General features: G+C 64.6%; 19 protein-coding genes. 9 read left to right on the plus strand and 10 right to left on the minus strand.

Annotation, left to right across the window (positions count from 1 at the left end; all coding sequences use genetic code 11):
* Positions 1–324 precede the first annotated feature (324 nt).
* The gene (locus CAG41_RS16000) at positions 325–723 is read right to left on the minus strand and encodes a hypothetical protein (protein ID WP_085707180.1); all 399 of its coding nucleotides are present in this window, start codon (positions 721–723) and stop codon (positions 325–327) included.
* A complete protein-coding gene (locus CAG41_RS29185; protein WP_085707181.1) occupies positions 720–5,570 on the minus strand; it encodes an RHS repeat-associated core domain-containing protein in 4,851 nt (1,616 codons plus the stop codon). Before CAG41_RS29185 ends, CAG41_RS16000 begins: the two co-directional genes overlap by 4 nt.
* Before the next feature lie 247 nt (positions 5,571–5,817).
* Here CAG41_RS29185 and CAG41_RS16010 point away from each other — a divergent pair, with 247 nt between their 5' ends.
* Complete coding sequence (locus CAG41_RS16010; RefSeq protein WP_085577623.1) at positions 5,818–6,513, plus strand: HAD-IA family hydrolase; 696 nt, start codon at positions 5,818–5,820, stop codon at positions 6,511–6,513.
* Positions 6,514–6,600: 87 nt separating this feature from the next.
* On the opposite strand, the gene CAG41_RS16015 is transcribed toward CAG41_RS16010, so the two are convergent.
* Positions 6,601–7,347: a 3-oxoacyl-ACP reductase family protein gene (locus CAG41_RS16015; protein ID WP_085577622.1), complete on the minus strand. Its 747-nt coding sequence runs from the start codon at positions 7,345–7,347 to the stop codon at positions 6,601–6,603.
* A 126-nt stretch (positions 7,348–7,473) separates the two neighbouring features.
* Between CAG41_RS16015 and CAG41_RS16020 the strand changes: the two genes are divergently transcribed.
* Positions 7,474–8,397, plus strand: a complete 924-nt coding sequence (locus CAG41_RS16020) for a LysR family transcriptional regulator (protein ID WP_085707182.1) — start codon at positions 7,474–7,476, stop codon at positions 8,395–8,397.
* 241 nt (positions 8,398–8,638) lie between these two features.
* Here CAG41_RS16020 and CAG41_RS16025 read toward each other — a convergent pair whose 3' ends face one another.
* The 3 genes from CAG41_RS16025 to CAG41_RS16035 all read right to left on the minus strand — a co-directional run bounded on the left by CAG41_RS16025 (position 8,639) and on the right by CAG41_RS16035 (position 12,249).
* Complete coding sequence (locus CAG41_RS16025) at positions 8,639–9,367, minus strand: aspartate/glutamate racemase family protein (protein ID WP_085707183.1); 729 nt, start codon at positions 9,365–9,367, stop codon at positions 8,639–8,641.
* Between the two features lie 54 nt (positions 9,368–9,421).
* Complete coding sequence (locus CAG41_RS16030) at positions 9,422–10,960, minus strand: NCS1 family nucleobase:cation symporter-1 (RefSeq protein WP_085707184.1); 1,539 nt, start codon at positions 10,958–10,960, stop codon at positions 9,422–9,424.
* Between the two features lie 554 nt (positions 10,961–11,514).
* Positions 11,515–12,249 (minus strand): phosphoadenylyl-sulfate reductase, encoded by a 735-nt coding sequence (locus CAG41_RS16035; protein WP_085577618.1) that lies wholly within the window; start codon positions 12,247–12,249, stop codon positions 11,515–11,517.
* A gap of 164 nt (positions 12,250–12,413) precedes the next feature.
* Here CAG41_RS16035 and thrH point away from each other — a divergent pair, with 164 nt between their 5' ends.
* Positions 12,414–13,031, plus strand: a complete 618-nt coding sequence (gene thrH, locus CAG41_RS16040) for a bifunctional phosphoserine phosphatase/homoserine phosphotransferase ThrH (protein ID WP_085631336.1) — start codon at positions 12,414–12,416, stop codon at positions 13,029–13,031.
* A 41-nt stretch (positions 13,032–13,072) separates the two neighbouring features.
* Here thrH and pabB read toward each other — a convergent pair whose 3' ends face one another.
* The 4 genes from pabB to CAG41_RS16060 form a co-directional block, all read right to left on the minus strand.
* Positions 13,073–14,416 (minus strand): aminodeoxychorismate synthase component I, encoded by a 1,344-nt coding sequence (gene pabB, locus CAG41_RS16045; protein ID WP_085631338.1) that lies wholly within the window; start codon positions 14,414–14,416, stop codon positions 13,073–13,075.
* 171 nt (positions 14,417–14,587) lie between these two features.
* Complete coding sequence (locus CAG41_RS16050; RefSeq protein ID WP_085656305.1) at positions 14,588–15,574, minus strand: alpha-L-glutamate ligase-like protein; 987 nt, start codon at positions 15,572–15,574, stop codon at positions 14,588–14,590.
* Positions 15,574–17,109 carry an inactive transglutaminase family protein gene (locus CAG41_RS16055; protein WP_085707185.1) on the minus strand — a complete coding sequence of 512 codons (1,536 nt, stop codon included), beginning with the start codon at positions 17,107–17,109 and terminating at the stop codon, positions 15,574–15,576. The genes CAG41_RS16050 and CAG41_RS16055 overlap by 1 nt, the downstream gene beginning before the upstream one ends.
* A 5-nt stretch (positions 17,110–17,114) precedes the next feature.
* Positions 17,115–17,651 carry an ATP-dependent zinc protease gene (locus CAG41_RS16060; RefSeq protein ID WP_085577613.1) on the minus strand — a complete coding sequence of 179 codons (537 nt, stop codon included), beginning with the start codon at positions 17,649–17,651 and terminating at the stop codon, positions 17,115–17,117.
* A gap of 297 nt (positions 17,652–17,948) precedes the next feature.
* On the opposite strand from CAG41_RS16060, the gene CAG41_RS16065 reads away from it, so the two are divergent.
* The 6 genes from CAG41_RS16065 (at position 17,949) to prpD (ending at position 26,561) form a co-directional block, all read left to right on the plus strand.
* Positions 17,949–18,671, plus strand: coding sequence for a GntR family transcriptional regulator (locus CAG41_RS16065; RefSeq protein WP_085631342.1), 723 nt, complete (start codon positions 17,949–17,951; stop codon positions 18,669–18,671).
* Positions 18,668–19,561 carry a methylisocitrate lyase gene (prpB, locus tag CAG41_RS16070; protein ID WP_085577611.1) on the plus strand — a complete coding sequence of 298 codons (894 nt, stop codon included), beginning with the start codon at positions 18,668–18,670 and terminating at the stop codon, positions 19,559–19,561. The genes CAG41_RS16065 and prpB overlap by 4 nt, the downstream gene beginning before the upstream one ends.
* Before the next feature lie 73 nt (positions 19,562–19,634).
* Positions 19,635–20,762 carry a 2-methylcitrate synthase gene (gene prpC / locus CAG41_RS16075; protein ID WP_085577610.1) on the plus strand — a complete coding sequence of 376 codons (1,128 nt, stop codon included), beginning with the start codon at positions 19,635–19,637 and terminating at the stop codon, positions 20,760–20,762.
* A 204-nt stretch (positions 20,763–20,966) separates the two neighbouring features.
* Positions 20,967–23,576 carry a Fe/S-dependent 2-methylisocitrate dehydratase AcnD gene (gene acnD / locus CAG41_RS16080; RefSeq protein ID WP_085707186.1) on the plus strand — a complete coding sequence of 870 codons (2,610 nt, stop codon included), beginning with the start codon at positions 20,967–20,969 and terminating at the stop codon, positions 23,574–23,576.
* 54 nt (positions 23,577–23,630) lie between these two features.
* The gene (gene prpF, locus CAG41_RS16085) at positions 23,631–24,821 is read left to right on the plus strand and encodes a 2-methylaconitate cis-trans isomerase PrpF (protein WP_085631346.1); all 1,191 of its coding nucleotides are present in this window, start codon (positions 23,631–23,633) and stop codon (positions 24,819–24,821) included.
* A gap of 255 nt (positions 24,822–25,076) precedes the next feature.
* Positions 25,077–26,561: a 2-methylcitrate dehydratase gene (prpD, locus tag CAG41_RS16090; protein WP_085707187.1), complete on the plus strand. Its 1,485-nt coding sequence runs from the start codon at positions 25,077–25,079 to the stop codon at positions 26,559–26,561.
* The last annotated feature ends 5 nt before the right edge of the window (positions 26,562–26,566 follow it).

A 26,566-nucleotide genomic window follows, 5' to 3' on the forward strand; every position in this document is an offset into this window, starting at 1 on the left:
ATAAATTTGTGTCTGTAAGACAGGTAGCTCATGTTTAGGCTGTATTTTGTTATTAGTATCTCTCTGTCTGATTCGTCATTTGGGTTGTAAATTTCCAGCTCTTGGCCAAGTGTTTCTTCTCTGTCGTAGATGTCAAAGACACCAATGAACCACATTAGGCTGGGTTCGAATATTTCGTTAAGGAAAGGATCTCTAAGTTTCATCTTTTCTCATATGGCACCTTCAAAGGGGCTATCAATTTTTGCTATGCCTTTAGCCTCAGTACTGACGCTTTACCGCTCCTAGCGGCTACCAGTGTAAAGGCAGGATGTGTGAACGGCTTATCTAGCCGTTAGGGCTAAGTGACTTTATCCAAAGTAAATAGTGCTCCTGCTGTATTTTTATGTCGTTTGTTAAGTCTTTTTCTTCGTAGTCAAAAATTCTAACTATGTCATCCTCTTCAGTTGGAAGTCCTATTTTCAGCTCGTAGGCTACTAGTCCTGATGACATCTGTGATGTCATTCGGGAAGGGTGGACATTTATTCTGGCTCCTTTGCATAGGAAGATGATGTCTGGGAAGTATGCTCTAATGGTTCCGAAGCATACGTATAGATCGTCTCCGGTGCAGGTCTTTGATGAGCCATCAGACATTGTAAATATTAGAGTTCTGCTTCTTCGATCAAATTTTATCTGTGCGGTTTCCTTTTTGTTATTTTTGATAATGTGAATTTCAATTTCTTTCATGGCTTTCTCCTGTGTGGGTTTGGAATTGAGAAACCTTTGTAGCTGCCGTCCTCATAGACGGGCGTAGCTCCCACAATGTCTCTATTGTCTATGCCGCCGGGGAAGGCTACTTCTCGCTCTCGTCTATGCGGAGACATAATTCCTAGCTCTTTATTTACATCTATCCCCTGGATGTTCTTTAGAACGTAAACGTATCCCTCATCGGCCCCATGGCCAGTTGCAAATTTTTTTGCTTGTTTTTTTGATTTTGAGCTGCTTACGAACCAGCTGGGAGGGCTTTTATTGTCCAGTGCATGTAAATACAAGTCTGTACTTGTACCCCATGGTTCAAATCCGGCTTCGAAAATTTCCCATGGTTCTCGCTCATCTCCACGATAAAGATAGTAGTTTTCTTGTTTGGGAGCCGGAGTCTCAGGGATGCCTTCATCTACTCTAGAGTCACCCACCCCATCCGGCACCGCACAACCCGGCCCATTTGGCGTCGGGCAGTTGGAGCTCAACCCCAATGGATCAACCCACCCCGTCGGATTCGGCACGTACCGGTATTGGTTCAACCCGCCCGCCAGCTTCACCGGATCCGGCGTCAGGTAGCGGCCTGTTTCCGGGTCGTAGTAGCGGTGTCGGTTGTAGTGCAGTCCGCTTTCCGCGTCGAAGTACTGCCCTTGGAAGCGCAGCGGTTGGTCGAGGCGTTCGTCGGGGCTTTGGCTCAGGCGGGTGGTTTTGCCGTAGGCGTCGTATTTCGCCGACCAGACGATTTCGCCGCTGTAGTCGGTGAGTTCCTGCGGGGTGCCGAGGTGGTCGAGTTGGTAGTAGAACGGGCAGGCCCTTTTCGGGCCGGGGCCGTCGAGCAGCGCCAGCGGGCGGAAGCTGCCGGGCTCATAGACGTAGCTGCGGTGGTGCGCCGGGCCGCTTTCGGCGACGAGGGTGTCGCCCTGCCAGAAGAACTCGGTGGTCTGGCCGTCGACGGTCTTGGCGATGCGCCGGCCGAAGGCGTCGTAGCGGTAGCTGGCGGTTTGGCCGTCGGGACGGGTGAGGCCGATCAGGCGGTGTTGGCTGTCGTAGCGGTACAGCGTGACGAGCGGCAGTCCCTGGCCGTGACGCTCGCGGATCAGGTTGCCGAACGCATCGTAGTCGTAGAGCCGGTCGCCGTCGCTGAGCAGGCGGTTGCCCTTGATGCTCGCGGGGCCGGGCCGGTTCTGCATCAGCAGGTTGCCGGCCGGATCGTGGGCGTAGCGCTCCGGCGCCTCGTCCCGGGAGTGGCGCACGCGGATCAGCCGGTCGAGGGCGTCGTACTGGTAGCTGCGTTGGCCGTGGCGCGTGTCGGCGATGTGGTCGAGGTTGCCGTTGGCGCTGTAGGCGTAGTCGCGCCGGTACAGCGGATGGTGCTGTTGGCCGATGGCATGGGCCTTCAGCCGGCCCTGTTCGTCGTAGACGTATTCGCTCAGGAGCAGGCCTTGCTGGCGCTGCTGTTCGCGACCTGAGCGATAGACATGGCGGGTCAGGGGAGCCCCGTTGAGGTCGATCCCCTCCAGCGCGCCGCCTTTGGCATGGCGGTAATCGAGCTTGCTGTTGTCCGGCAGGCGCATGCGCGTGAGCCGGCCGCAGGCGTCGTAGGCGTAGCGCAGCGTGCCCCAGCCCTGGTGCTCGACGGTCAGGCGATCCTGGGTGTCGTATTCGAACGCCAGCGGATGATCCTGGCTGTCGTCCACCCCGACCAGCCGGCCGAGCAGGTCGTAGCGGTAGCTGATCTCCACCCCGTCGGGCAGCGTCTTGCGCAGAAGGCGCCCGGCCGTATCCCGCCGGTAGAGGGTGACGAGCGTTGAGCCGTCGTCGCCGAACTCGGTCTTCTCCAGCAGATGACCGTTGCGGTCGTAGGCGTAACCGGTGCGTCGGCCGTCGAAGCCGGTCTCCTGGCGGATCAGCCCGGTGGGCGTGTAGTCCAGCGAATACGTTTCGCCGGACTCGTTCTCGATCTCCGTCAGCAGCAGTTGCGCATGGTCGTACCGGTACTGCACCCGTGTGCCGTCGGGATTGATCCGGCGGCTGACCCGGTGCAGGTCGTCGTCATACTCGTAGCGGGTGATGCGGCCCAGTTCGTCGCGTTCGGCGGTGACCTGGCCGTAGGCGCTGTAGCTGTAGTCGCGGCTTGCGCCGCCGGGGTGCGTGACCTGCACCAACCTGCCCACCGGATCCCATTGTCGGCGGGTGACGGCGCCATGCTCGTTCCGGGCGCTGACCTGCCGCCCCAGGGCATCGTAGGCGTACTGCCGCACGCCGCCGTCGGGCAGGGCCTCCTCCAGCAATTGGCCGAGGTCGTTCCAGGTGAAGGTGTGGCGGCCATTGTCCGGATAGCGAACCGACAGCAGGCGGCCTTGCGGGTCGTAATGGCAGTGGGTGACCTGGCCGTCAGGATCGACTGCCTCGGTAACGTCGCCCTGGGCGTTGCGCCGGTAAGTCCAGACCGCCTCGCCCCGGCGTCGCCTGTGCAGGAAACCGTCGCGGTACTCGTAGGAGGTCGGGGCATCCTGGGGCGGAATCAGCGCCACCAACCGTCCGGCGTCGTCGTAGCGATACTCGGTGACGGCACCCAGCGCATCCTGCTCGGCGGTCAGGCGGCCGGCCCCGTCGTAGGTCATGAGTCGTTCGCCGCCGTCCGCCGCGACCTGGCGCACCAGCCGCGCGCGTTCGTCGTGGACGTAGGCTTCCTCGCGGCCATCGGCGTAGCGCACCGTCACCTGGCCTGCGTCGTCCCAGACGTAGCGGGTGTCCATTTGCGCGAACGAGGCCCAGTGGCGCACGCAGCGCGCCGCCTTGCCGACGCGCTCCCAGGCCCAATAGAAGCTGGCGCCGCCGGCCAACTGACGCTGGAGGATGACGTGGGCGTCGTCGTAGTCGTAGCGTTCGCTTTCGCCGGCGGCGTTGGTGGCTTCGGTGAGGCGGTGGCGGGCGTCGTAGCGGTAGCTGGCGAGGGTCTGTCCGGTGTGCCAGGCGTCGTCGCGGAACACCTGGTATTCGAGGGCCGTCACGTGCCGGCGCTCGTAGCGCAGCAGCAGGGAGCGTCCGGCGCCGTTGTCGAGGCGCCGGATCCGACCTGACGTGTCGCGCTGCACGCTCAGCCGGTTGCCGTAGGCATCGCTGATGGCGGTCAGGCACCCGTCCCGGAAGTGGTGGAACCGCACCGTTTCGCCCGCTGGCGCGACGATCAGTTCCTCCGGGTCTTCGCCGAGGTAGATCGCCGCCCGCGACAGGCTGTTGTGGATCGCCGGGCGCTTGCGGTCCGGCAGGGGAAAGCGGGTGCGTCGGTTTTCGTCGTCGATCCAGACGACCCCGTCGCCGTCGGGCTCCAGCCGGTGGGCCAGCGAATGACTCCAGCCGAACCCGAGGCCCAGGTCGATCTCGGCGGCGCTGTTGCGGTAGAGCCGGGTGAACGCAAACGGCAGCAGGCCGTCGAGGGTACCGTCGGTGAGGGTAAGCAGTTCTTCGCCGGTGACCATCGACACCGGGCAGCCGTTGGTGCAGGTGCGGGCGGCGCAGTCGGCGCTGTCGCCATTGGGGTTCTTTGCCTGGTCCGGGGCGTCGTGGTGGGGTTCGTGCCGCTCCAGCAGCGTCATGTCCCGGGATTTGCCACGGGCCACCGCGGCCGGATTGGGCACCCTCAAGACCAGCGGGCCGGCCGTGCGGATTTCCAGTGGAACGGCAGGCGTCGGCTTCAGCGGCGCCGGTCGCGCGTTGACCATCAAAGGTTTCAGTGCGTTCGCGTGCCGGGCCAGACCGGGAGCCGCCGCCTGTTCGGACAGCCGCAAGGCCGCAGCCGCCAGCCATTGCCGGGCCCGGGGCGACTTGACCTTGTCCAGCACCTTGTCGCTCAACCGCAAGGGCAGGCCCACGCCGCCGGAGATGCTCGTCAGCAGGAAACCGACCAGCAGTTCGGCCCGAACCTCCGCCACCACTTCGGCCAGGCACTGCGGCGGCAGCATCTTCAGCCAACTGGTGAAGGCGGCGAGATGGATGAACAGCAAAGGCTCATCGCCGAGCACCAGCAAACCGTTGGCGATGGCCTCGGAGGAAGCCTTCAGCAAAGCCTCCAGTTCGACCTCGGTCAGGTACTGCAGCAGTTTTTCGCTGTTGGCCTGCAGGTCGGCGAGCAGGCCGAACACCTGCTTGATGTCGTCCCAGACGCTTTGCAGCGCGCGCTCGAAGCCACGCCAGTCCGCCCGTTGCAGCTGGCCGTAGCGTTCACGGAAGCCGGCGTCGGAAAACTCCGTCCACAAGGGCTGGAACCCCGTCCATTCCTCACGCAGCCAGGCTTCCAGGCCGTTGACGACGTCCTGATAGGAGGCATGCAGCGCCTTGACATGGTCGGAGGAAACATCGGGAAAGAAGGTGATGCGATAACGCTGGCCCCGTTCGCAGTCGTCGACTTCCAGAATGCCGCTCGGACCGATGGTGCGGTGCAGCGGCTCGCCGTATGTCAGGACTCCGCCCTTTTCGGCCAGCACCGGTTCCAGCATGACCGGCGTGTCGCCGATCGGCACGAAGCGTGCGGCTTCGAACAGATGGACCAGGGTCAGCGGCCCGGTGGCCGGGCACATGACCACCGAGGAGCTGACGGGTTGGGTGGGGCTGACCGGCGCGCTGAGGCGCACGTCGTTGCCGACCTTGAACACCTGCCCGACATCCAGCGCGGTGCCGTCCCAGAACTGCTCGGCCCAGCTGTCGTAGTCGTTGAGGCACAGGCGGAACTCGGCGATCAGCGATTCGAAGTCGGGACGGTCGGGGTTCAGGGCGGCGACCACCAGCAGGCCGATGCTGTTGTTCAAGGCCAGGAGGCGGTCGGATGGAAGCATGGGCAGTCACTCGCGCAGATCAATGGATAGGCGCGGAACTTTGCTGGGGATCGAAAAGTAAATAAGCCGGGAAAGGAGGCAATGCTTGTAGGGCAATTCCTTAAATGTTCCGGGTGCCCGCAGACCGGCGGCGAGTTTGCCCGTTGCCCAATCCGCGCGGCTCTCGTTATGCTGCTGAACCCTTTAATCAGATCCGAGCAGCGGCCCGTTCGAGCCGCCTGGGATGTCTTTGATAACGGATCCTGTGATGAATGCACCGATGAAGGCGTTCGGCCCGGTCAAGGCCGTGATTTTCGATATGGACGGTTTGCTGCTGGACACCGAGGGCATCTACACCGAGGTCACGTCCATCATCGCCGGGCGGTACGGGCGGACCTTCGACTGGAGCGTCAAGCAGAACATCATCGGCCGCGGGGCGGAGGATCTGGCGCGGTATGTGGTCGAGGCGCTTGACCTGCCGATCACCGCCGAGGAATTCCTGGTCATCCGCGAGCCGCTGATGCGCGAGCGTTTCCCGACCGCCCAGGCCATGCCCGGCGCCGAGGAGCTGATCCGCCACCTCAAGGCGCACGATGTGCCGATCGCGGTGGGCACCAGTTCCTCGCGCCAGTCGTTCGGCCAGAAAACCACCCTGCACCGTGACTGGTTCGCGCTGTTCGATTTCATCGTCACCGCCGACGACCCGGAAGTCGGTGCGGCCAAACCTGCGCCGGACATTTTCCTCACCGCCGCCCGACGCCTGGGCGTGGCGCCCGAGGATTGCCTGGTGTTCGAGGACTCGCCGTTCGGCGTGACGGCGGCGAAGGCGGCCGGCATGACGGCCATCGCGATTCCCGACGCGGCCATGGCCGATGAGAAGTACGCCCATGCCGACGGGATTCTCCGTTCGTTGAAAGCGTTCACTCCGGGCGCCTGCGGTTTGCCGGCGCTGGACTGGGCCTGACCGGCCCGTAAAGCCCGGGCACGAAAAAACGCCGCCCCTCCTGGCCAGGAGGGGCGGCGTTTTTCGTTCTGGGCGGAAGAGGGCGGATCAGGCGCCGAAACCGCCGTCGATGGTCAGGCTGGCCCCGGTGATGTAACCGGCTTCGGGGCCTGCGAGGTAGGCGACGAAACTGGCGATCTCATCGGCGGTGCCGTAACGGCCGACGGCCATCAGCGGGATCAGGCTGTCTGCGAAGTCGCCGTGGGCCGGGTTCATGTCGGTGTCGACCGGGCCCGGCTGCACGTTGTTGACGGTGATGCCGCGGGGGCCAAGATCCCGTGCCAGGCCTTTGGTCAGGCCCACCAGCGCGGATTTGCTCATGGCGTACACACCGCCGCCGGCGAAGGGCATGCGGTCGGCGTTGGTGCTGCCGATGTTGATGACGCGGGCGCCTTCGCCCATGTGCCGGGCCGCTTCCTGGGTGGCGATGAACACGCTGCGCACGTTGATGGCCAGGGTCTGGTCGAAGTCTTCCAGTTTGAAGTCTTCCAGCGGGGCGACCGCGAGGACGCCGGCGTTGTTGACCAGGATGTCGAGGCGGCCAAAGGTTTCGACGGTGGCGCTCACCGCGTGGCGGATGGCATCGGCGTCGGCGCTGTCGGCCTTGATCGCCAGGGCTTTGCCGCCGGTGGCGGTGATGCTGTTCTGCAGTTCCTCGGCCTTGGCGGCGGAGCTGACGTAGGTGAAGGCCACGGCGGCGCCTTCGGCGGCCAGGCGTTTGACGATGGCGGCGCCGATGCCACGGGATCCGCCTTGAATCAGAGCGACTTTGCCGCTGAGGGTTTGAGTGGTCATGTTCGATCTCCGGAAAATTCAAGGCGGGATGCCTTGTTGTTGGAGCCGAGTATCGGCTTCGGGCCCAGAGCAGGGTAGACCATGGTTGCTATAGTCTGTGTAAACCAAAAGTTTATAGTGATGCCCATGGAAACCTTCAGCAGTATCGAATGCTTTGTCCGCAGCGCCGAGGTCGGCAGCTTCGCCGAGGCTGCCCGGCGCCTGAGCCTGACGCCGGCGGCGGTCGGCAAGAGTGTGGCGAAACTGGAAGCGCGCCTGGGGGTACGGCTGTTCCAGCGCAGCACCCGCAGTCTGACGCTGACCGAGGCGGGGCAGCTGTTCCTGAGTGAAGTCAGCGCCAGCCTCACCACCATCCAGAACGCCGTCGCCAACCTGGCCAGCGCCGGCGGGCAGCCGGCCGGCACGCTGAAGGTCAGCATGGGCACGGTGTTCGGGCGGCTGTACATCGTGCCGTTGCTGGGGGAGTTCCTGCGGCGGTTTCCGGCGATCAGTCCGGACTGGCATTTCGATAACCGCCAGGTCGATCTGATCGGACAGGGGTTCGATGCGGCGATCGGCGGCGGCTTCGAGCTGCCGCAAGGTGTGGTCGTCCGCCGGTTGACCCCGGCGCACCGGGTGCTGGTGGCGGCGGAGGACTATCTGGACAGGCGCGCCATGATCCAAGGGCCGGAGGATCTGACGGACCACGACGGGATCCTGATCCGCTCGCCGCAGACCGGCCGGGTGCGCTCCTGGCAACTGACCCACCGCAACCGTCAGCACAGCCCGTTGACCCTCAAGGCATGCATGACCATGAGCGATTCCGAAGCGGCCTGCGCCACGGCGGTGCAGGGGTTGGGAATCGCCTTGGTGAGCATGCCGTTCGCCGTGCCTTACCTTGAGGCCGGCACGTTGCGGCGGGTACTGCCGGACTGGTACGTCGACGACGGCAACATCTCCATCTATTACGCCGAGCACAGGCTGCTGCCGGGCAAGACCCGGGCGTTCGTCGATTTCATCATCGAGCAGTTCGCCGGGCAGGGGCTGGCGCAGCGGTTCAGTGCGGTCTGAGTCTGGTTCGGAGGCGAGGCGCGGCCGATCGCCAGCAGGCTGGCTCCCACAGTGGTTCCCGACGGCCCGCAAGATTTCTGCCCATCACAAAACCTGTAGGAGCTTGCCTGCAAGCGATGAGGCCGGCACATCCAGCATCACCAGTGCCTGACCCACCGCCATCGCCAGCTGCTGGTTCCCACAGGGTGAGAGGCGATTCGAATGCGGGAGCCCGCCTGCCGGCGATGAACGATGACGCGGCCTAGCGGCCGAACCGCCCGCCCCAGCCGATGATGGTCTTCGGCCGCGGCGTCGCATAGGTGCGCACCTTGGACGTCGACAGCCCCAGCCGCACCAGCGATTCGGCGACTGTCACCGCGGCGGTCACGCCGTCCACCACCGGCACGCCGGTGCGCTGGCGGATCTGTTCGTCGAGCCCGGCCATGCCGCCGCAGCCCAGGCAGATGACTTCGGCCTTGTCCTGGGTCACCGCCAGCTCGGACTGGCGGACAATGGCCTCCACTGCGCGCTGCGGCTCGTGCTCCAGCTCCAGCACCGCCAGGCCGCTGGCTCGCACCGAGGCGCAACGGTCCCACAGGCCCGACAGCTTGAGCCGGTCTTCGATCAGCGGCACGGTGCGGTCCAGGGTGGTGACCACCGAATAGGCGTGGCCCAGGTACATCGCGGTGCTGGCGGCGGCGTCGGTGATGTCCACCACCGGCACGTTGAGCAGCTCCTGCAGGCCTTCGCGGCCGTGCTCGCCGTAGCCGGCCTGGATCACGGCGTCGAACGGTTGGTCGTAGGCCATCACCCGGTCCATCACGGCGAGGGCGGCCAGGTAGCTTTCGAAATTGCCTTCGACCGAGTCGGCGCCGAAGTACGGGGTCAGGCCGACGATTTCGGTGCCGGGGGCCGCGACCGCCTGGGCGGAACGGGCGATGGCCTGGGTGATGGATTCGGTGGTGTTGACGTTGACCACGAGAATGCGCATGGAAAGTCCTTATTGCGGTGGGTGCTGCGGCCCGTCGGCGGGCCGCCGGAAGGTTCAGTGGCTGACGTTGTCGACGGCGATGGCCTCGCCGCTGACGTCGGCGTAGTGCGACTGGCGCTGGGCGATGATCAGGTAGAGCAGTGCGGCGATGCCGGCGCCGGTCAGCCAGGAGAACGGCGAAACGCTGTGGAAGCCCGGCACCAGCGCCAGGACGATGGCGATCAGCGCCGCAGGAATGAACGCCGCCACGGCGCGCAGATTGACCCCGCGGCTGTAGTAATAGGCGCCGGCAGGGTGTTCGCTGTAGAGCTGCGGCACGTGGATCCGGCCTTTGCGGATCAGCCAGTAGTCGACCATGATCACCCCGTACAGCGGACCGAGCAGGGCGCCCAGGCCCGACAGGAAATACACGATCACCAACGGGCTGTTGTAGAGGTTCCACGGCAGGATCAGCACGGCGAGGGTGGCGCTGATCAGGCCGGCGCGGCGGAAGGTCAGGTATTTCGGTGCCAGGTTGCTGAGCACGAAGGCCGGGGCGACGAAGTTGGCCATGATGTTCACCGCTACGGTGACGATCAGGAACGCCAGGCAGCCGAGCACCAGAAAGAAGGTGTTCGGGATCGAGGCGATGATTTCGGTCGGGCTTTCGATGATCTTCCCGTTGATCTGGAACTGCGCGCCGCACAGCAGCACGGTGATGCCGGCGAACACCAGGATGTTCACCGGCAGCCCCCAGAAATTGCCGATCTTGATGGTCTTGCGGCACGGCGAGGAACGGGCGAAGTCACAGAAGTTGAGGATCAGCGTGCCGTAGATCGCCAGCCACAGCGCGCCGCCGGCGAAGATGTTGCGCCACATCTCGGCGCCGGTCAGCGGTTCGCGGATCGACCAGGCGATGGTCGCGTCGGCCTGGGTGTACATCCACGCGGCGAGGCAGGCGACGGTCAGCAGGATGACCGGGCCGGCGAAGGCTTCGTAGCGCCGCACCATTTCCATGCCGTAGGCCAGGATCGTCAGTTGCACCAGCCAGATCGCCACGAAACACACCCAGCCCAGGCTCGACAGGCCGAGGATCGAGTTGTGGTCGTAGTCGGCGAAGCCCGGATGGATCGCCGTGAGCAGCACGCGGAACACCACCGAGGCGAGGTAGGTCTGGATGCCGAACCAGGCGATGGCGATCACCGCCCGGATCAGGGCCGGAATCTGCGCTCCGTGGATGCCGAAGCTGATCCGGCTGATGACCGGGAACGGCACGCCGGTCTTCTGCCCCATATAGCCGGACAGGTTCATGAAGAAGTACACCAGCGTCGCGCCGATGCCCAGCGACAGCAGGATCTGCCAGCCGCCCAGGCCCATGGCGTACAGGCCGATGGCGAACGAGTAGTTGGCGATGTTGTGCACATCGTTGGTCCACAGGGCGAAGATGCTGTAGCGGCCCCAGCGCCGGCCTTCGGCCTTGGTCGGCGCGAGGTCGCGGTTGTGCAGGCGCGGGCTCAGTTGCAGCGGTTCAGCGGCATCGTCGCCGGTCACGGTTCGGTCGGGGGAAGCGGCGGGCAGATTCAGCGCGATGTTGTTGGAGAGACTTGTACGCATTCCGGCAGGCTCCTGATGTCCGGGCCGCGATGACTGTGCATGAGCGTTGGGGCTCGACAAATCTTCGTCGCGGCCAGTGAGGCATCACTGGTGATGGGGCGTCTGCAGCCTGTACGGGATAGGGCGCTTCAGGCGTGCGGATCGAAAGTGTGTGTATGTCTTGAATAGTTTTGTATACAAAACATGCATGCACTTAAGCCAGATGCGTGCCAGTCGGCGATCTATGGAAAGCGTCGCTCATTTCGAAAAGTTATCGATATCCGATAAGTGTCTGAATTGGAGGCGATATAAATTGACCGGTTGAACAGGTATTTATTTTTCGCCGCGGATTTCGAGGAGGAATGAGAGTAGGGCGGGGGAGCGTCGGGTGTAACTTTTCAGGGCGCGGAAACGAAAAGTGCACACATAAATGGCACGGATGGTGACATTCATGTGTACACATTTTTGAGACGGGTGAAATCTGTGTAGGAGCTTGCCTGCAAGCGATGAGGCCGGCACTGCCGACATCTATGTTGCGTGACGTAGCGTTATCGCCAGCCTGCTGGCGAAGGGCGTTACGCCTTGCTGATGATGTTCCCCGCGTGCAGCCCGCATTCCTTCTGGGTCGCTTCCTCCCACCACCAGCGGCCTTCGCGCTCGTGCTGGTTCGGCAGCACGGGGCGGGTGCAGGGCTCGCAGCCGATGCTGATGAAGCCGCGCTCGTGCAGGCTGTTGTAAGGCAGTTCCAGCATGCGGATGTAGCCCCAGATCTCTTCGCTGGTCATCTGCGCCAGCGGGTTGAACTTGTACAGGGTGCGCTCCGGTGTGGAGAACGCCGAGTCGATCTCCATGACCGCCACCGCGCTGCGGGTGCCGGGGCTCTGGTCGCGGCGCTGGCCGGTGGCCCAGGCCTTGACGTCGGACAGCTTGCGCCGCAGCGGCTCGATCTTGCGGATGCCGCAGCATTCGCCATGGCCGTCCTTGTAGAAGCTGAACAGGCCCTTTTCCTTCACGAACGGTTCCAGTTTCGTGTGGTCCGGCGAGACGATGTCGATGTCGATCTTGTAGAAGTCGCGCACCTGATCGATGAAGCGGTAGGTTTCCGGGTGCAGGCGGCCGGTGTCGAGGCTGAACACCTTGACGTTCTTGTTCAGCTTCCAGGCCATGTCCACCAGCACCACGTCCTCGGCGCCGCTGAAGGATATCCACAGGTCGTCGCCGAACTCGGCGAAGGCGAGCTTCAGGATGTCCTGCGGGGATTTGCTGGCATAGGTCGTGGCGAGTTCCACGATGTCGAACGTTGCACTCATCAGGGCGGCTTCCTACAGGTCGGTGGCGCTGGGCGCTCTATGTGGCGCCGATGGTAACAAAAAGCGCGGCCCGCCGGGGCGCCCTCTGCGTTGCGCGGCCGGGGGCGAGCGGCTAGAGTTCGGGCTCGCTCGGCCCGATAAACATTAAAAAACGGAGTGTCGTTGTGGAAATTGCCTGTCTTGATCTTGAAGGGGTGCTGGTGCCGGAAATCTGGATCGCCTTCGCCGAAAAAACCGGAATCGAATCGCTCAAGGCCACCACCCGGGACATTCCCGACTACGACGTGCTGATGAAACAGCGCCTGCGGATCCTCGACGAGCACGGCCTCAAGCTTTCGGACATCCAGGAAGTGATCGCCACCCTCAAGCCGCTGGACGGCGCGGCGGAATTCGTCGACTGGCTGCGCGAGCGCTTCCAGGTGGTGATCCTGTCGGACACCTTCTATGAGTTTTCCCAGCCGCTGATGCGTCAGCTGGGCTTTCCGACCTTGCTCTGCCACCGTCTGGTCACCGATGACAGCGGGCGGGTGACCGGCTACCAACTGCGTCAGAAAGATCCCAAGCGTCAGTCGGTCCTGTCCTTCAAGAGTTTGTATTACCGGGTGATCGCCGCCGGCGATTCCTACAACGACACCAGCATGCTGGGCGAGGCGGACGCCGGGATCCTGTTCCACGCGCCGGACAACGTGATCCGTGAGTTCCCGCAGTTCCCGGCGGTGCACAGCTTTGCCGAACTGAAGCAGGAGTTCCTCAAGGCGTCGAACCGGGACTTGAGCCTGTAAGGCTTGTTGTGGCGAGGGCCCCAGGGCCCTCGCCACACCGCTCAGAGGTTCTGCAAGGTCTCGAGCAGGACCTTCACCTTGGTGATCGATTCCTGGTATTCCGCCTGCCAGTCCGAGTCGGCGACGATCCCACCCCCGCCCCAGCAGCACACCTGCCCGTCCTTGACCAACAGGCTGCGGATGGCGATGGAGCTGTCCATCTCGCCGCGCACGTCCAGATACAGCAACGAGCCGCAGTACAGGCCGCGCCGGGTCGGCTCCAGTTCGTCGATGATCTGCATCGAGCGGATCTTCGGCGCGCCGGTGATCGAACCGCCGGGGAAGCTGCCGGCGATCAGGTCCAGCGCGTCGCGGCCGTCCGCCAGTTCGCCGGTCACGCTGCTGACCAGGTGATGCACGTTCGGATAGCTTTCCAGGCTGAACAGCTCCGGCACCCGCACCGACCCGGTGCGGCAGGTGCGGCCCAGGTCGTTGCGCAGCAGGTCGACGATCATCAGGTTTTCCGCGCGATCCTTGGGGCTGGCCAGCAGTTCGGCGGCGTTGGCGGCATCTTCGGCCGCCGTTGCGCCGCGGGGGCGGGTGCCCTTGATCGGCCGGGTCTCCACCTGGCGCCGGCTGACCTTGACGAAACGCTCCGGCGACAGGCTCAGCACCGCGCCGCCGTCGGGCAGGCGCTGGAAGCCGGAAAACGGCGTCGGGCAGGCTGCGCGCAACGCCTTGTACGCCAGCCATGGATCGCCTTCGCACGGGGCGCGGAAGCGCTGGGCGAAGTTGACCTGATAGCAGTCGCCGGCCTGAATGTACTGTTGGATGCGCTCGAAGGCCTGACGGTAGTCATCGGCCGAGAGGTCGGCCGCCATCGGCGACTTCAGGCCAAAAGGCGCGTCTGCCGCGTTCGCGGGCCGGCTGAACAGCTCGATCAGGCGCTGCCTTTCGTTGTCGTTCACTGACGGATGGAACACCAGCTGACTGGTGGCCGCCAGGTGATCGCTGATCAGGGCCCAGTCGTACAGGCCGAAGCGTGCGTCGGGCAATTGCAGGTCATCCAGGGCCTGGCTCGGCAGGTTCTCCAGGTGCCGGCCGAAGTCGTAGCTCAGGTAGCCGATCAGGCCGCCGGCGAACGGCAGTTCGCTGCCGTCGGGCAGTGCGGCGTCGCCCAGGCGCGCCAGTTGGCTGCGCAGGCGTTGCAAGAAGCGCTCGCCGCTTTCGTCCGGCAACACCGCCAGTTGCTCCAGCGGCCAGGCGCTGAGCAGGTCGAAGCGGCCGCGGTCGGCGCTCGGGCGGCCGCTGTCGAGCAGCACGGCGCCGGGGGCGTGACGGACAGCCGCGAAGTAGTCGGCGGGATCGGCGCGGTAGGGCAGCGGGTGTACGGAACAAGTCGGCATGGGCGGGGCAAATCGGCCATCGAGGCGGGGTGGGGATTGTAGTCCCCTCAGGGGTTCGCTCCTAGAGGGGATGTCGGGGATTGGCAGATCGGGGGCCGTTCCACAGGGCGCGCCAATGCACATGAGCCCTGTGGGAGCGAGCCTGCTCGAAGGTCGCGACGCGGCGCCGGATCAGCCCTCGATCGTCGGGATGTGCCCGAACATTTCCTGGGTGAACGCCACGCGCTCCGCCGCCGTCTCGGTGATGCCCCGGGCCTTGAGCTGCTCCAGGTGCGCCTCGACCGCATGGGTGCGCGACGTCAGCCCGCAGTCGTTGGCGATCTGGATGTTCAGCCCCGGCCGGGCGTTGAGTTCGAGGATCAGCGGGCCCTTGTCCTGGTCCAGCACCATGTCCACGCCGATGTAGCCCAGGCCGCACAGTTCGTAGCAGCCGGCGGCCAGCTTCATGAAGCCGTCCCAGTAGGGCAGCTGCACGCCGTCCACCGCGTTGGTGGTGTCCGGGTGCTTGCTGATGAAGTTGTTCAGCCAGGTGCCGCGCAGGGTCAGGCCGGTGGCCAGGTCGACGCCGACGCCGATGGCGCCCTGGTGCAGGTTGGCCTTGCCGTTGGACTGGCGGGTCGGCAGGCGCAGCATGGCCATCACCGGGTAGCCCATCAGCACGATGATGCGGATGTCCGGCACGCCTTCGTAGCTGATGCTGCGGAAGATCTGGTCCGGGGTCACCCGGTACTCGATCAGCGCCCGGTCGCGGTGCCCGCCCAGGGAATACAGGCCGGTGAGGATGCTTGAGATGTGGTGCTCGATCTCCTCGTGGCTGATGATCTTGCCCGACACCGTGCGGTAGCGGCCCTCGAAGCGGTCGGCGACCACGATGATGCCGTCGCCGCCGGCGCCCTGGGCCGGCTTGATCACGAAATCGTTGCGCCCGCCGATGATCTCGCCGAGCTTGTCGATTTCCTTCTCGGTGGAGATCACGCCATACAGTTCCGGCACATGGATGCCGGCCTGGAGCGCGCGCTCCTTGGTGATGATCTTGTCGTCGACGATCGGGTACAGGCTGCGCTTGTTGTACTTGAGCACGTAGTCCGCGTTGCGCCGGTTGATGCCCATGATGCCGCGGGCTTCCAGGGCCTTCCAGGTCTTCCAGAAACCGAACATCAGACGTCAGCCTTCTTCAGGAAAGCCTTGAAGCGCACCAGTTCGGTCAGGCGGTAGCCGCGGTAGCGACCCATGGCCAGCATGAAGCCCACCAGGATCAGCAGCACCGCCGGGAAGGTGAACACGAAGTACACCAGCTCCGGCACGGTCATGATCAGGTGCGCCAGGGACGCGGCGAACAGCGTGCCGATGGCCACTTTCATCGCATGGCTGGCGCCGCGCTCTTCCCAGGTGATCGACAGGCGTTCGATGGTCATGGTCAGGATCACCATCGGGAACAGCGCCACCGACAGCCCGCGCTCAAGCCCCAGCTTGTGGCTGAACAGGCTGATGGCGGCGATCAGCACGACCACGAAGGTCAGCACCACCGACAGGCGCGGCAGCATCTGCAGCTTCAGGTGTTCCAGGTACGAGCGCAGCGAAAGGCCCAGCGCCGTGATCACGGTGAACAGCAAGATGCCGAAGCCCAGTTGCGTCTCGCGAAAGGCCAGGGCGATCAGCACCGGGGTGAACGTGCCCAGGGTCTGCAGGCCGATCAGGTTGCGCAGGATGAGGATCACCAGCACGCCGATCGGGATCATCACCATGATCATGAAGGTCTGCTGGGTCTGCAGCGGCAGGCCGTACAGCGAGTATTCGAGGAAGTTGGCGTCGGTGTTCTCGTCGGTCAGCTTGGCCAGGCGGATGGCGTTCATTTCGCTGTTGTTCAGGCTGAAGGTCACGTTGGCCTTCTTGCCGCCGTCGACGGTGATCAGGTTTTCGTCGCCGATCCACCACAGCAGACGGTCGGTCGGCAGGCCCTGTTCGCCGGTTTCCGGGTTGAAGTACAGCCAGTCGGTGCCGTTGAAGCTGCGCAGCCACAGTTCAGGCATCTGCGGCTGGTCGGCCACCAGGCGGATGGTGTGCACCTTTTCCACCGGCACGTGGGCGATGGACAGCAGCAGCTCGACGATCTTGGCCTTGTGCGCGGTGGACGGATCGCCCGCCAGCAGCAGTTTCACGTTGTCGTCGTTGACGTTGTTGACCCGCTTGATCGCCTCGCCGATGAAGGTCTCGACGTCGGCCGAGTGCTGGCGGATCGGCGCGAGCAGGGCTTCGGCGGCGATCTTTTCGGGGCCTTCGATGGCCATGCTGTCGCGGAAGGTCGGGCCTTTGACCTTGGATTTCTCGGCGGTGTAGCGCTTGGTCAGCACCAGGCGGTAGTAGAGGGTCTGGTTGCCCTTGGCCCGGCGCGCCGACCAGGTGACCTTGCGGTTGCCGTCGATGCGGTTGACCGCCACCCCGTAGTTGTTGGAGATGAAGCTCTCGTTGAGGCTGACGTAGTCGCGGCTCAGGGGCGGCACGAACATCTGGATCTTGACCGGGTCCTTGGTGCTGGCGACGAACTCGACCTTGGCGTCGATGTTCCACAGGTCGTCGGTGGCGTCTTCGGTGACCGGGATGCCGAGCACGAAAATCTGATAGGCCGTGACCGAGACGCCCAGCAGCACGAGGACGGCGATCAGGATTTTCAGGTGGAAGGTAAGAGAACGCATTGAAATTACTCGGCGGTATGAGCGGCGATGGCGCAGGCAGGCTTGCCGGCAGCGTATTTAAGACTGGGGTCGACCAGCGCATCGAAGCGCTTGAGCGCTTCGGAGCCGATCAGAAGCGGGTATTGGAACGCACTGCGGTCGGTCAGGTTCACTTCGATGCTGCGCATCGCCGCGCCCATGCAGATGTCGAGCTCGATCACCGGGCGGGCGGTGTACTGCTTGCCCTCTTCGGGGTCGTAGTCGCCGGCGCGGCGCTTGATCTTGCTGACCCGGGCCAGCGGCCGCTCGATCGGGTGCGAATGCGCCTTGTCGATGGCCAGGTAGAAGCGCACCCACGACTCACCGTTGCGCTTGAAGCGCTTGATGTCGCGGGCGCTCAGCGAGGCGGTCTTGGCGCCGGTGTCGAGCTTGGCCGCGACTTCCAGGTTGATGCCGTCCAGCGCCGCGTACTCGTTGAGGCCGTACACGGTCTTCTCCCCGGCGGCGGCAAGGGCGGGCAAGCAGAACAGCGCGAAGAATGTGGGGAAGGGCTTGAGTCTCATAAATCCTGGCGAGCAGCGTTCCGTTCTCGGTTCAGGGCCACGGCATCAGGAGGTCCTGTCTGCCCGTGTGCCTTCGTGTGCCTATCAGCTTTTTATGACAAGCCGTGCAAATGACCCGCAAATGCGGGCGGCATTCTAGCACGACGCATTTATGGCGCCAGCGCCGGGGGCGGTCTATAACCCATGGGGTTGGAATCGCGGGTTATTAGACGATTGTCGACAATATCTATTTATCCTTTGACTGATGCGGGCTAATTGGCTAGTTTTTGCCGCATTGGAATTCAAGGTGTCGACAATATGCTGGATCAACTCGATCCTCCGGTCGCCAGCGGCGACGATTCGGAAACGCTCTCGGAAAACGTCTTCCGGCGCATCCAGGCCGCCATCGTCAAGGGGGAGATCGCCCCGGGCAGCAAGATCTCCGAACCTGAGCTGGCGCGCACCTACGGCATCAGCCGCGGCCCGCTGCGCGAGGCCATTCATCGCCTGGAAGGCCAGCGCCTGCTGGTGCGGGTGCCGCACGTCGGGGCGCGGGTGGTGTCGCTGAGCCACGCCGAACTGCTGGAGCTCTACGAGATCCGCGAATCCCTCGAAGGCATGGCCTGCCGCCTGGCGGCCGAACGCATGAGCAGCGAAGAAATCGACGAGCTGCGCCAGGTGCTGGAGACCCACGAGCGCGACGCGGCGTTCCAGGCCGGGCTCGGCTACTACCAGCAGGAAGGCGATTTCGACTTCCATTACCGGATCATCCAGGGCAGCGGCAACCGCACCCTGACCCAGATGCTCTGCGGCGAGCTCTACCAATTGGTGCGCATGTACCGCATCCAGTTCTCCACCACGCCCAACCGTCCGCGCCAGGCCTTTGCCGAACACCACCGGATCCTCGACGCCATCGCCGACCGTGACGGCGAACTGGCCGAACTTCTGATGCGCCGCCACATCGGCGCCTCCAAACGCAACATCGCCCGTCACTACCAGGACGGCGCCAACCCGACAGCCACTGAACGAGGTGAGTCATGAGTTCCAACCAGAACACTCCAGGCCAGCGTTTTCGCGACGCGGTCGCCAGCGAGCATCCGCTGCAAGTGGTCGGCGCGATCAACGCCAACCATGCGCTGCTGGCCAAGCGCGCCGGCTTCAAGGCGATCTACCTGTCCGGCGGCGGGGTGGCCGCCGGCTCCCTCGGCGTGCCGGACCTGGGCATCACCGGCCTGGATGACGTGCTGACCGACGTGCGCCGCATCACCGACGTCTGCGACCTGCCGCTGCTGGTGGACGTGGACACCGGCTTCGGCGCCTCGGCGTTCAACGTCGCGCGCACCGTCAAGTCGATGATCAAGTTCGGCGCCGCCGCCATCCACATCGAAGACCAGGTCGGCGCCAAGCGCTGCGGCCACCGTCCGAACAAAGAGATCGTCACCCAGCAGGAGATGGTCGACCGCATCAAGGCCGCCGTCGATGCCCGCACCGACGACAGCTTCGTGATCATGGCCCGCACCGACGCCTTGGCCGTCGAAGGCCTGGAGTCCGCCCTGGACCGCGCTGCGGCGTGCATCGAGGCCGGCGCCGACATGATCTTCCCGGAAGCCATCACCGAACTTGAGATGTACAAACTGTTCGCCAGCCGCGTGAAGGCGCCGATCCTGGCCAACATCACCGAATTCGGCTCGACGCCGCTCTACACCACCGAGCAACTGGCCGGCGCCGACGTGTCGTTGGTGCTGTACCCGCTGTCGGCGTTCCGCGCCATGAACAAGGCGGCCGAAAACGTCTACACGGCGATCCGCCGCGACGGCACCCAGCAGAACGTCATCGACACCATGCAGACGCGCATGGAGCTCTATGACCGCATCGACTACCACACCTTCGAGCAGAAGCTCGATGCGCTGTTCGCGCAGAAGAAAGGCTGAACCAGATCCTGTGGGGCGGGCAGGCCCGCTCCCGCAAGTTTCCCAAACAAATTCAAGAAGATTGGAGACAGCAATGGCCGAAGCAAAAGTACTCAGCGGCGCCGGGCTCCGGGGCCAGGTCGCCGGGCAGACCGCCCTGTCCACCGTGGGCCAGGCCGGTGCCGGCCTGACCTACCGCGGCTACGACGTGCGCGAACTGGCGGCGGATGCGCAATTCGAAGAGGTGGCGTACCTGCTGCTCTACGGAGAACTGCCGACCCAGGCCCAGCTCGCCGCCTACCAAGGCAAGCTGAGCAAGCTGCGCGACCTGCCGCAGGCGCTCAAGGAAGTGTTGGAGCGCATTCCCGCCGACGCCCACCCGATGGACGTGATGCGCACCGGTTGCTCGTTCCTGGGCAACATCGAGCCGGAGAAGGACTTTTCCGAGCAGCGCGACAAGACCGACCGCCTGCTGGCCGCGTTCCCGGCGATCATGTGCTACTGGTACCGCTACAGCCACGACGGCAAACGCATCGATTGCGTCAGCGACGAGCCGTCCATCGGCGGCCACTTCCTGCACCTGCTGCACGGCAAGAAGCCGAGCGAGCTGCACGTCAAGGTGATGAACGTCTCGCTGATCCTCTACGCCGAGCACGAGTTCAACGCCTCGACCTTCACCGCCCGCGTGTGCGCCTCGACCCTGTCGGACCTGTATTCCTGCGTGACGGCGGCCATCGGCTCCCTGCGCGGCCCGCTGCACGGCGGCGCCAACGAAGCGGCGATGGAAATGATCGAGCGTTTCTCGTCGCCGGAAGAGGCGATCAAAGGCACCCTCGGCATGCTCGAGCGCAAGGACAAGATCATGGGCTTCGGCCACGCGATCTATAAGGACAGCGACCCGCGCAACGAGGTGATCAAGGGCTGGTCGAAGAAGCTCGCCGACGAAGTGGGCGACAAGGTGCTGTTCCCGGTCTCCGAGGCCATCGACAAGACCATGTGGGAGCAGAAGAAGCTGTTCCCCAACGCCGACTTCTACCATGCATCGGCGTATCACTTCATGGGCATCCCGACCAAGCTGTTCACCCCGATTTTCGTCTGCTCGCGCCTGACCGGCTGGGCGGCGCACGTGTTCGAGCAGCGGGCCAACAACCGCATCATCCGTCCGAGCGCCGAGTACACCGGCGTCGAGCAGCGCAAGTTCGTGCCAATCGAACGTCGCTGAATGGTGGAGGCCAGGCACCGATACCGACGTTCACCGAAGTCCTTGTGGGAGCTGGCTTGCCAGCGATGACGGAGTCATATCCAGCATCGATGGCGGCTGACCCGCCGCAATCGCTGGCAAGCCAGCTCCCACAGGGTTCGTGTGAATTTCGAGGTTGATGCCAGGCCTCGCCCTTTGAAACTACCGTGCCCCGAGTCCTGACCGATGAACACACAATTTCGTAAACCGCTCCCCGGCACCGCCCTGGACTACTTCGATGCCCGCGCCGCGGTCGAGGCGATCCAGCCCGGCAGCTTCGACACCCTGCCGTACACCTCGCGGGTGCTGGCGGAAAACCTGGTGCGCCGCTGCGACCCGGCCACGCTCACCGATTCGCTCAAGCAACTGATCGAGCGTAAGCGCGACCTCGACTTCCCGTGGTTCCCGGCCCGGGTGGTGTGCCACGACATCCTCGGCCAGACCGCGCTGGTGGACCTGGCCGGCCTGCGCGACGCGATCGCCCGGCAGGGCGGCGACCCGGCGCAGGTCAACCCGGTGGTGCCGACCCAACTGATCGTCGACCACTCGCTGGCGGTGGAGGCGGGCGGGTTCGATGCGCAGGCGTTCGAGAAGAACCGCGCCATCGAGGACCGTCGCAACGAGGACCGTTTCCATTTCATCAACTGGACCAAGAAAGCGTTCAAGAACGTCGACGTGATCCCGCCGGGCAACGGCATCATGCACCAGATCAACCTGGAGAAAATGTCCCCGGTGATTCAGGTGCGCCCCGATGAAAACGGAAAGCGCGTGGCGTTCCCCGACACCTGCGTGGGCACCGACAGCCACACCCCGCACGTCGATGCGCTGGGCGTGATCGCCATCGGCGTCGGCGGCCTTGAGGCCGAAAGCGTGATGCTCGGCCGCGCCTCGTGGATGCGCCTGCCGGAAAGCGTCGGCGTCGAACTGACCGGCAAGCTGCAGCCGGGCATCACCGCCACCGACATGGTGCTGGCGCTGACCGAATACCTGCGCAAGCAGAAGGTCGTCGGCGCGTGGCTGGAGTTCTTCGGCGAGGGCGCCTCGGCCCTGACCCTGGGCGACCGCGCGACCATCTCCAACATGGCCCCGGAATACGGCGCCACGGCGGCGATGTTCTACATCGACCGGCAGACCATCGACTACCTCAAGCTCACCGGCCGCGACGACGAGCAGGTGCAGTTGGTCGAGAACTACGCCCGCACCACCGGCCTGTGGGCCGACAGCCTCACAGGCGCGCAGTACGAGCGCAGCCTGAGCTTCGACCTGTCCTCGGTGGTGCGCAACATGGCCGGCCCGAGCAACCCCCACGCCCGCGTGGCGGTGGCGGATCTGGCCGCCAAGGGCATCTCCGGACAGTGGGACGACGTGCCGGGGCAAATGCCCGACGGCGCGGTGATCATCGCCGCCATCACCAGTTGCACCAACACCAGCAACCCGCGCAACGTGATCGCCGCCGGCCTGCTGGCGCGCAACGCCAACAAGCTGGGGCTGACCCGCAAGCCGTGGGTCAAGTCGTCGCTGGCGCCGGGCTCCAAGACCGTGGCGCTGTACCTGGACGAAGCGGGGCTGGGCAAGGAGCTGGAGCAGCTCGGCTTCGGCGTCGTGGCGTTCGCCTGCACCACCTGCAACGGCATGTCCGGCGCGCTGGATCCGGTGATCCAGCGGGAAATCATCGACCGTGACCTGTACGCCACCGCCGTGCTCTCGGGCAACCGCAACTTCGACGGGCGGATCCACCCGTACGCCAAGCAGGCGTTCCTTGCTTCGCCGCCGCTGGTGGTCGCCTACGCCATCGCCGGCACCATCCGTTTCGACATCGAGAAAGACGTGCTGGGCGTGGCCGACGGCAAGGAAATCCGCCTGAAGGACATCTGGCCGAGCGACGAAGAGATCGAAGCGGTGGTCAAGGCGGCGGTGAAGCCTGAGCAGTTCCGCCAGGTCTACATCCCGATGTTCGCGATCCACGAAGACACCGGCCCCAAGGTCGCGCCGCTGTACGACTGGCGCGAGATGAGCACCTACATCCGCCGTCCGCCGTACTGGGAAGGCGCGCTGGCCGGGGCCCGTCCGCTCAAGGGCATGCGCCCGCTGGCGGTGCTGCCGGACAACATCACCACCGACCACCTGTCGCCGTCCAACGCGATCATGCTCGACAGCGCCGCCGGCGAATACCTGGCGAAAATGGGCCTGCCGGAGGAAGACTTCAACTCCTACGCGACCCACCGCGGCGACCACCTCACCGCCCAGCGCGCGACCTTCGCCAATCCGAAACTGTTCAACGAAATGGTGCAGGAGAACGGCAAGGTCAAGCAGGGCTCGCTGGCCCGGGTGGAGCCGGAAGGCAAGGTGATGCGCATGTGGGAAGCCATCGAGACCTACATGGACCGCAAGCAGCCGCTGATCATCATCGCCGGCGCCGACTACGGCCAGGGTTCGTCCCGTGACTGGGCGGCCAAGGGCGTGCGGCTGGCCGGGGTCGAGGCGATCGTCGCCGAAGGCTTCGAGCGCATCCACCGCACCAACCTCGTGGGCATGGGCGTGCTGCCGCTGGAGTTCAAGCCGGGCACCGACCGCAAGACCCTGGGCATCGACGGCAGCGAGACCTACGACGTGATCGGCGACCGCACGCCGCGCGCCGACCTGACGCTGGTGATCCACCGCAAGAACGGCGAACGCGTCGAGGTGCCGGTGACCTGCCGCCTCGACACCGCCGAAGAAGTGTCGATCTACGAGGCCGGCGGCGTGCTGCAGCGCTTTGCCCAGGACTTCCTCGAAGAGTCGGCGGCCGCCGTCTAATCCACGCTGTGCCGGCGCAGGCCTCAAGGTCCGCGCCGGCGATTAAGGAGCACCATGGCTCACGCACCACAGATCAAGATCCCCGCCACCTACATGCGCGGCGGCACCAGCAAGGGCGTGTTCTTCAGCCTGCAGGACCTGCCCGAAGCGGCGCAGGTGCCGGGCCCGGCCCGCGATGCGTTGCTGCTGCGGGTGATCGGCAGCCCCGACCCTTACGAGAAACAGATCGACGGCATGGGCGGCGCCACGTCCAGCACCAGCAAGACCGTGATCCTGTCCAAGAGCATCAAGGCCGACCACGACGTCGACTACCTGTTCGGCCAGGTCGCCATCGACAAGCCGTTCGTGGACTGGAGCGGCAACTGCGGCAACCTCTCGGCGGCGGTCGGTTCGTTCGCCGTCAGCAACGGCCTGGTCGACCCCGACCGCATTCCCCGCAACGGCGTGGCGGTGGTGCGGGTGTGGCAGGCCAACATCGGCAAGACCATCATCGCCCACGTGCCGATCACCAACGGCGAAGTCCAGGAGACCGGTGACTTCGAGCTCGACGGCGTGACCTTTCCGGCGGCCGAAGTGCAGCTGGAATTCATGGATCCGGCGGCGGAAGAAGAGGGCGGCGGCGGTTCGATGTTCCCCACCGGCAACCTGGTCGACGACCTGGAAGTGCCCGGCGTCGGCACCTTCAAGGCGACGATGATCAACGCCGGCATTCCGACGATCTTCGTCAACGCCGAGGACATCGGCTACAAGGGCACCGAGCTGCAAGGCGCGATCAACGGCGACCCGAAGGCGCTGGCGATGTTCGAGACCATCCGCGCACACGGCGCGCTGCGCATGGGCCTGATTTCCCGTCTGGAAGAGGCGGCCCAGCGCCAGCACACGCCGAAGGTGGCGTTCGTCGCGCGGCCTGCGGATTACCTGGCGTCCAGCGGCAAGGCGGTGGCCGCCGAGGATGTCGACCTGCTGGTGCGCGCCCTGTCCATGGGCAAGCTGCACCACGCGATGATGGGCACGGCGGCGGTGGCCATCGGCACGGCGGCGGCGATCTCCGGGACGCTGGTGAACCTGGCGGCCGGCGGCACCGAGCGCAATTCCGTGCGCTTCGGCCATCCGTCCGGGACGCTGCGGGTCGGCGCCGAGGCGAGCCTGGAGAACGGCGAGTGGGTCGTGAAGAAAGCCATCATGAGCCGCAGCGCGCGGGTGCTGATGGAAGGTTTCGTCCGGGTGCCCGGCGACGCTTTCTGACCTGACCGGAACACGGTGTGGGAGCCTGTCGCGCGGTGCTTTCGCTGGCGTCATCGCCAGCAGGCTGGCTCCCACCTTGTTTTGCGGCGACCGCAGATTCTGTGTTCAACAGGAACCCTGTGGGAGCCAGCCTGCTGGCGATAGCGTCAGCCCAGACGCCACAGCAAAATCGATACAGTCGCATTTCCACAATAAGAACGCGTTAGCCCTGAACCGAGGTCCCCTCAACGAACCACTTCACGGAGTGAATCGACCATGAGCGCCAACGTCGACCAGAACAACCGCCCCGACTACGACCGTGTCCTGCAGGACATCGCCGACTACGTCCTCACCTTCAAGACCGAATCCGCCGAAGCCCTCGACACAGCCCGCCACTGCCTGATGGACACCCTGGGCTGTGGCCTGCTGGCCTTGCGCTTTCCGGAGTGCACCAAGCATCTGGGCCCGCTCGTGGAGGGCACCGTCGTGCCGTTCGGTGCGCGGGTGCCGGGCACGCCGTACCGGCTCGATCCGGTGAAGGCCGCGTGGGACATCGGCTGCGCCGTGCGCTGGCTGGACTACAACGACACCTGGTTGGCCGCCGAGTGGGGGCATCCGTCCGACAACCTCGGCGCGATTTTGGCGGTGGCCGATCACCTGTCGCAGCAGCGCGTGGCCCGGGGCGAGGCGCCGCTGGACATGCGTGCGGTGCTCGAAGCGATGATCATGGCCCATGAGATCCAGGGCGTGATCGCCCTGGAAAACTCGTTCAACCGCGTAGGGCTCGATCACGTCATCCTGGTGAAAGTCGCCTCCACCGCCGTCAGCGCCAAACTGATGGGCGCCAACCGCGAGCAATTGCTGTCGGCGCTGTCCCATGCCTTCGCCGACGGCCAGGCGCTGCGCACGTACCGCCATGCGCCGAACGCCGGCTCGCGCAAGTCTTGGGCGGCGGGGGACGCGTCGAGCCGGGGCGTCAGGCTGGCCGACATCGCGATGCGCGGCGAGATGGGCATCCCCGGCGTGCTGAGCGCCCGGCAGTGGGGCTTCTACGACGTGTCGTTCAGCCACACCAACAGCGATCTGGCGCTCAAGCCTGAAGACCGGCGCTCCTTCAGCCTCTCACGGCCGTTCGGCAGTTATGTGATGGAGAACGTGCTGTTCAAGGTCAGCTTCCCCGCCGAGTTCCATGCGCAGACCGCCTGCGAAGCCGCCGTGGCCCTGCATCCGCAGGTGCGCGACCGTCTGCGCGAGATCGACCGGATCGTCATCACCACCCACGAATCGGCGATCCGCATCATTTCCAAGGCCGGCCCTTTGGCCAATGCCGCCGACCGCGACCATTGCCTGCAATACATGACCGCCGTGCCGCTGGCGTTCGGCGACCTGGTGGCCGAGCACTACGAGGACGGCTTCCACGCGGCGCATCCGATCATCGATGAGCTGCGAGACAAGATGATCATCGTCGAGGATCCGCGCTTCACCCGCGAGTACCTGGAGGCGGACAAGCGTTCCATCGCCAATGCGGTGCAAGTGTTCTTCAAGGACGGCACCCACACCGACAATGTACGGGTGGAGTACCCGATCGGCCACCGCCGGCGCCGGGCCGAGGGGATTCCCCTGCTGGAGGACAAGTTCAGGGCCAACCTGGCGACGCGTTTTGGCGGGCAGCGGTGCGGGGAGATTGTGGCGTTGTGCAGGGATCAGGCGCGGCTGGAGGGGACGGCGGTGAACCGGTTTGTCGATCTGTTCGTCATCTGAGCGAC

It is taken from the genome of Pseudomonas sp. B35(2017) (genome assembly GCF_002113645.1).
Taxonomy (GTDB): Bacteria; Pseudomonadota; Gammaproteobacteria; order Pseudomonadales; family Pseudomonadaceae; genus Aquipseudomonas; species Aquipseudomonas ekonensis.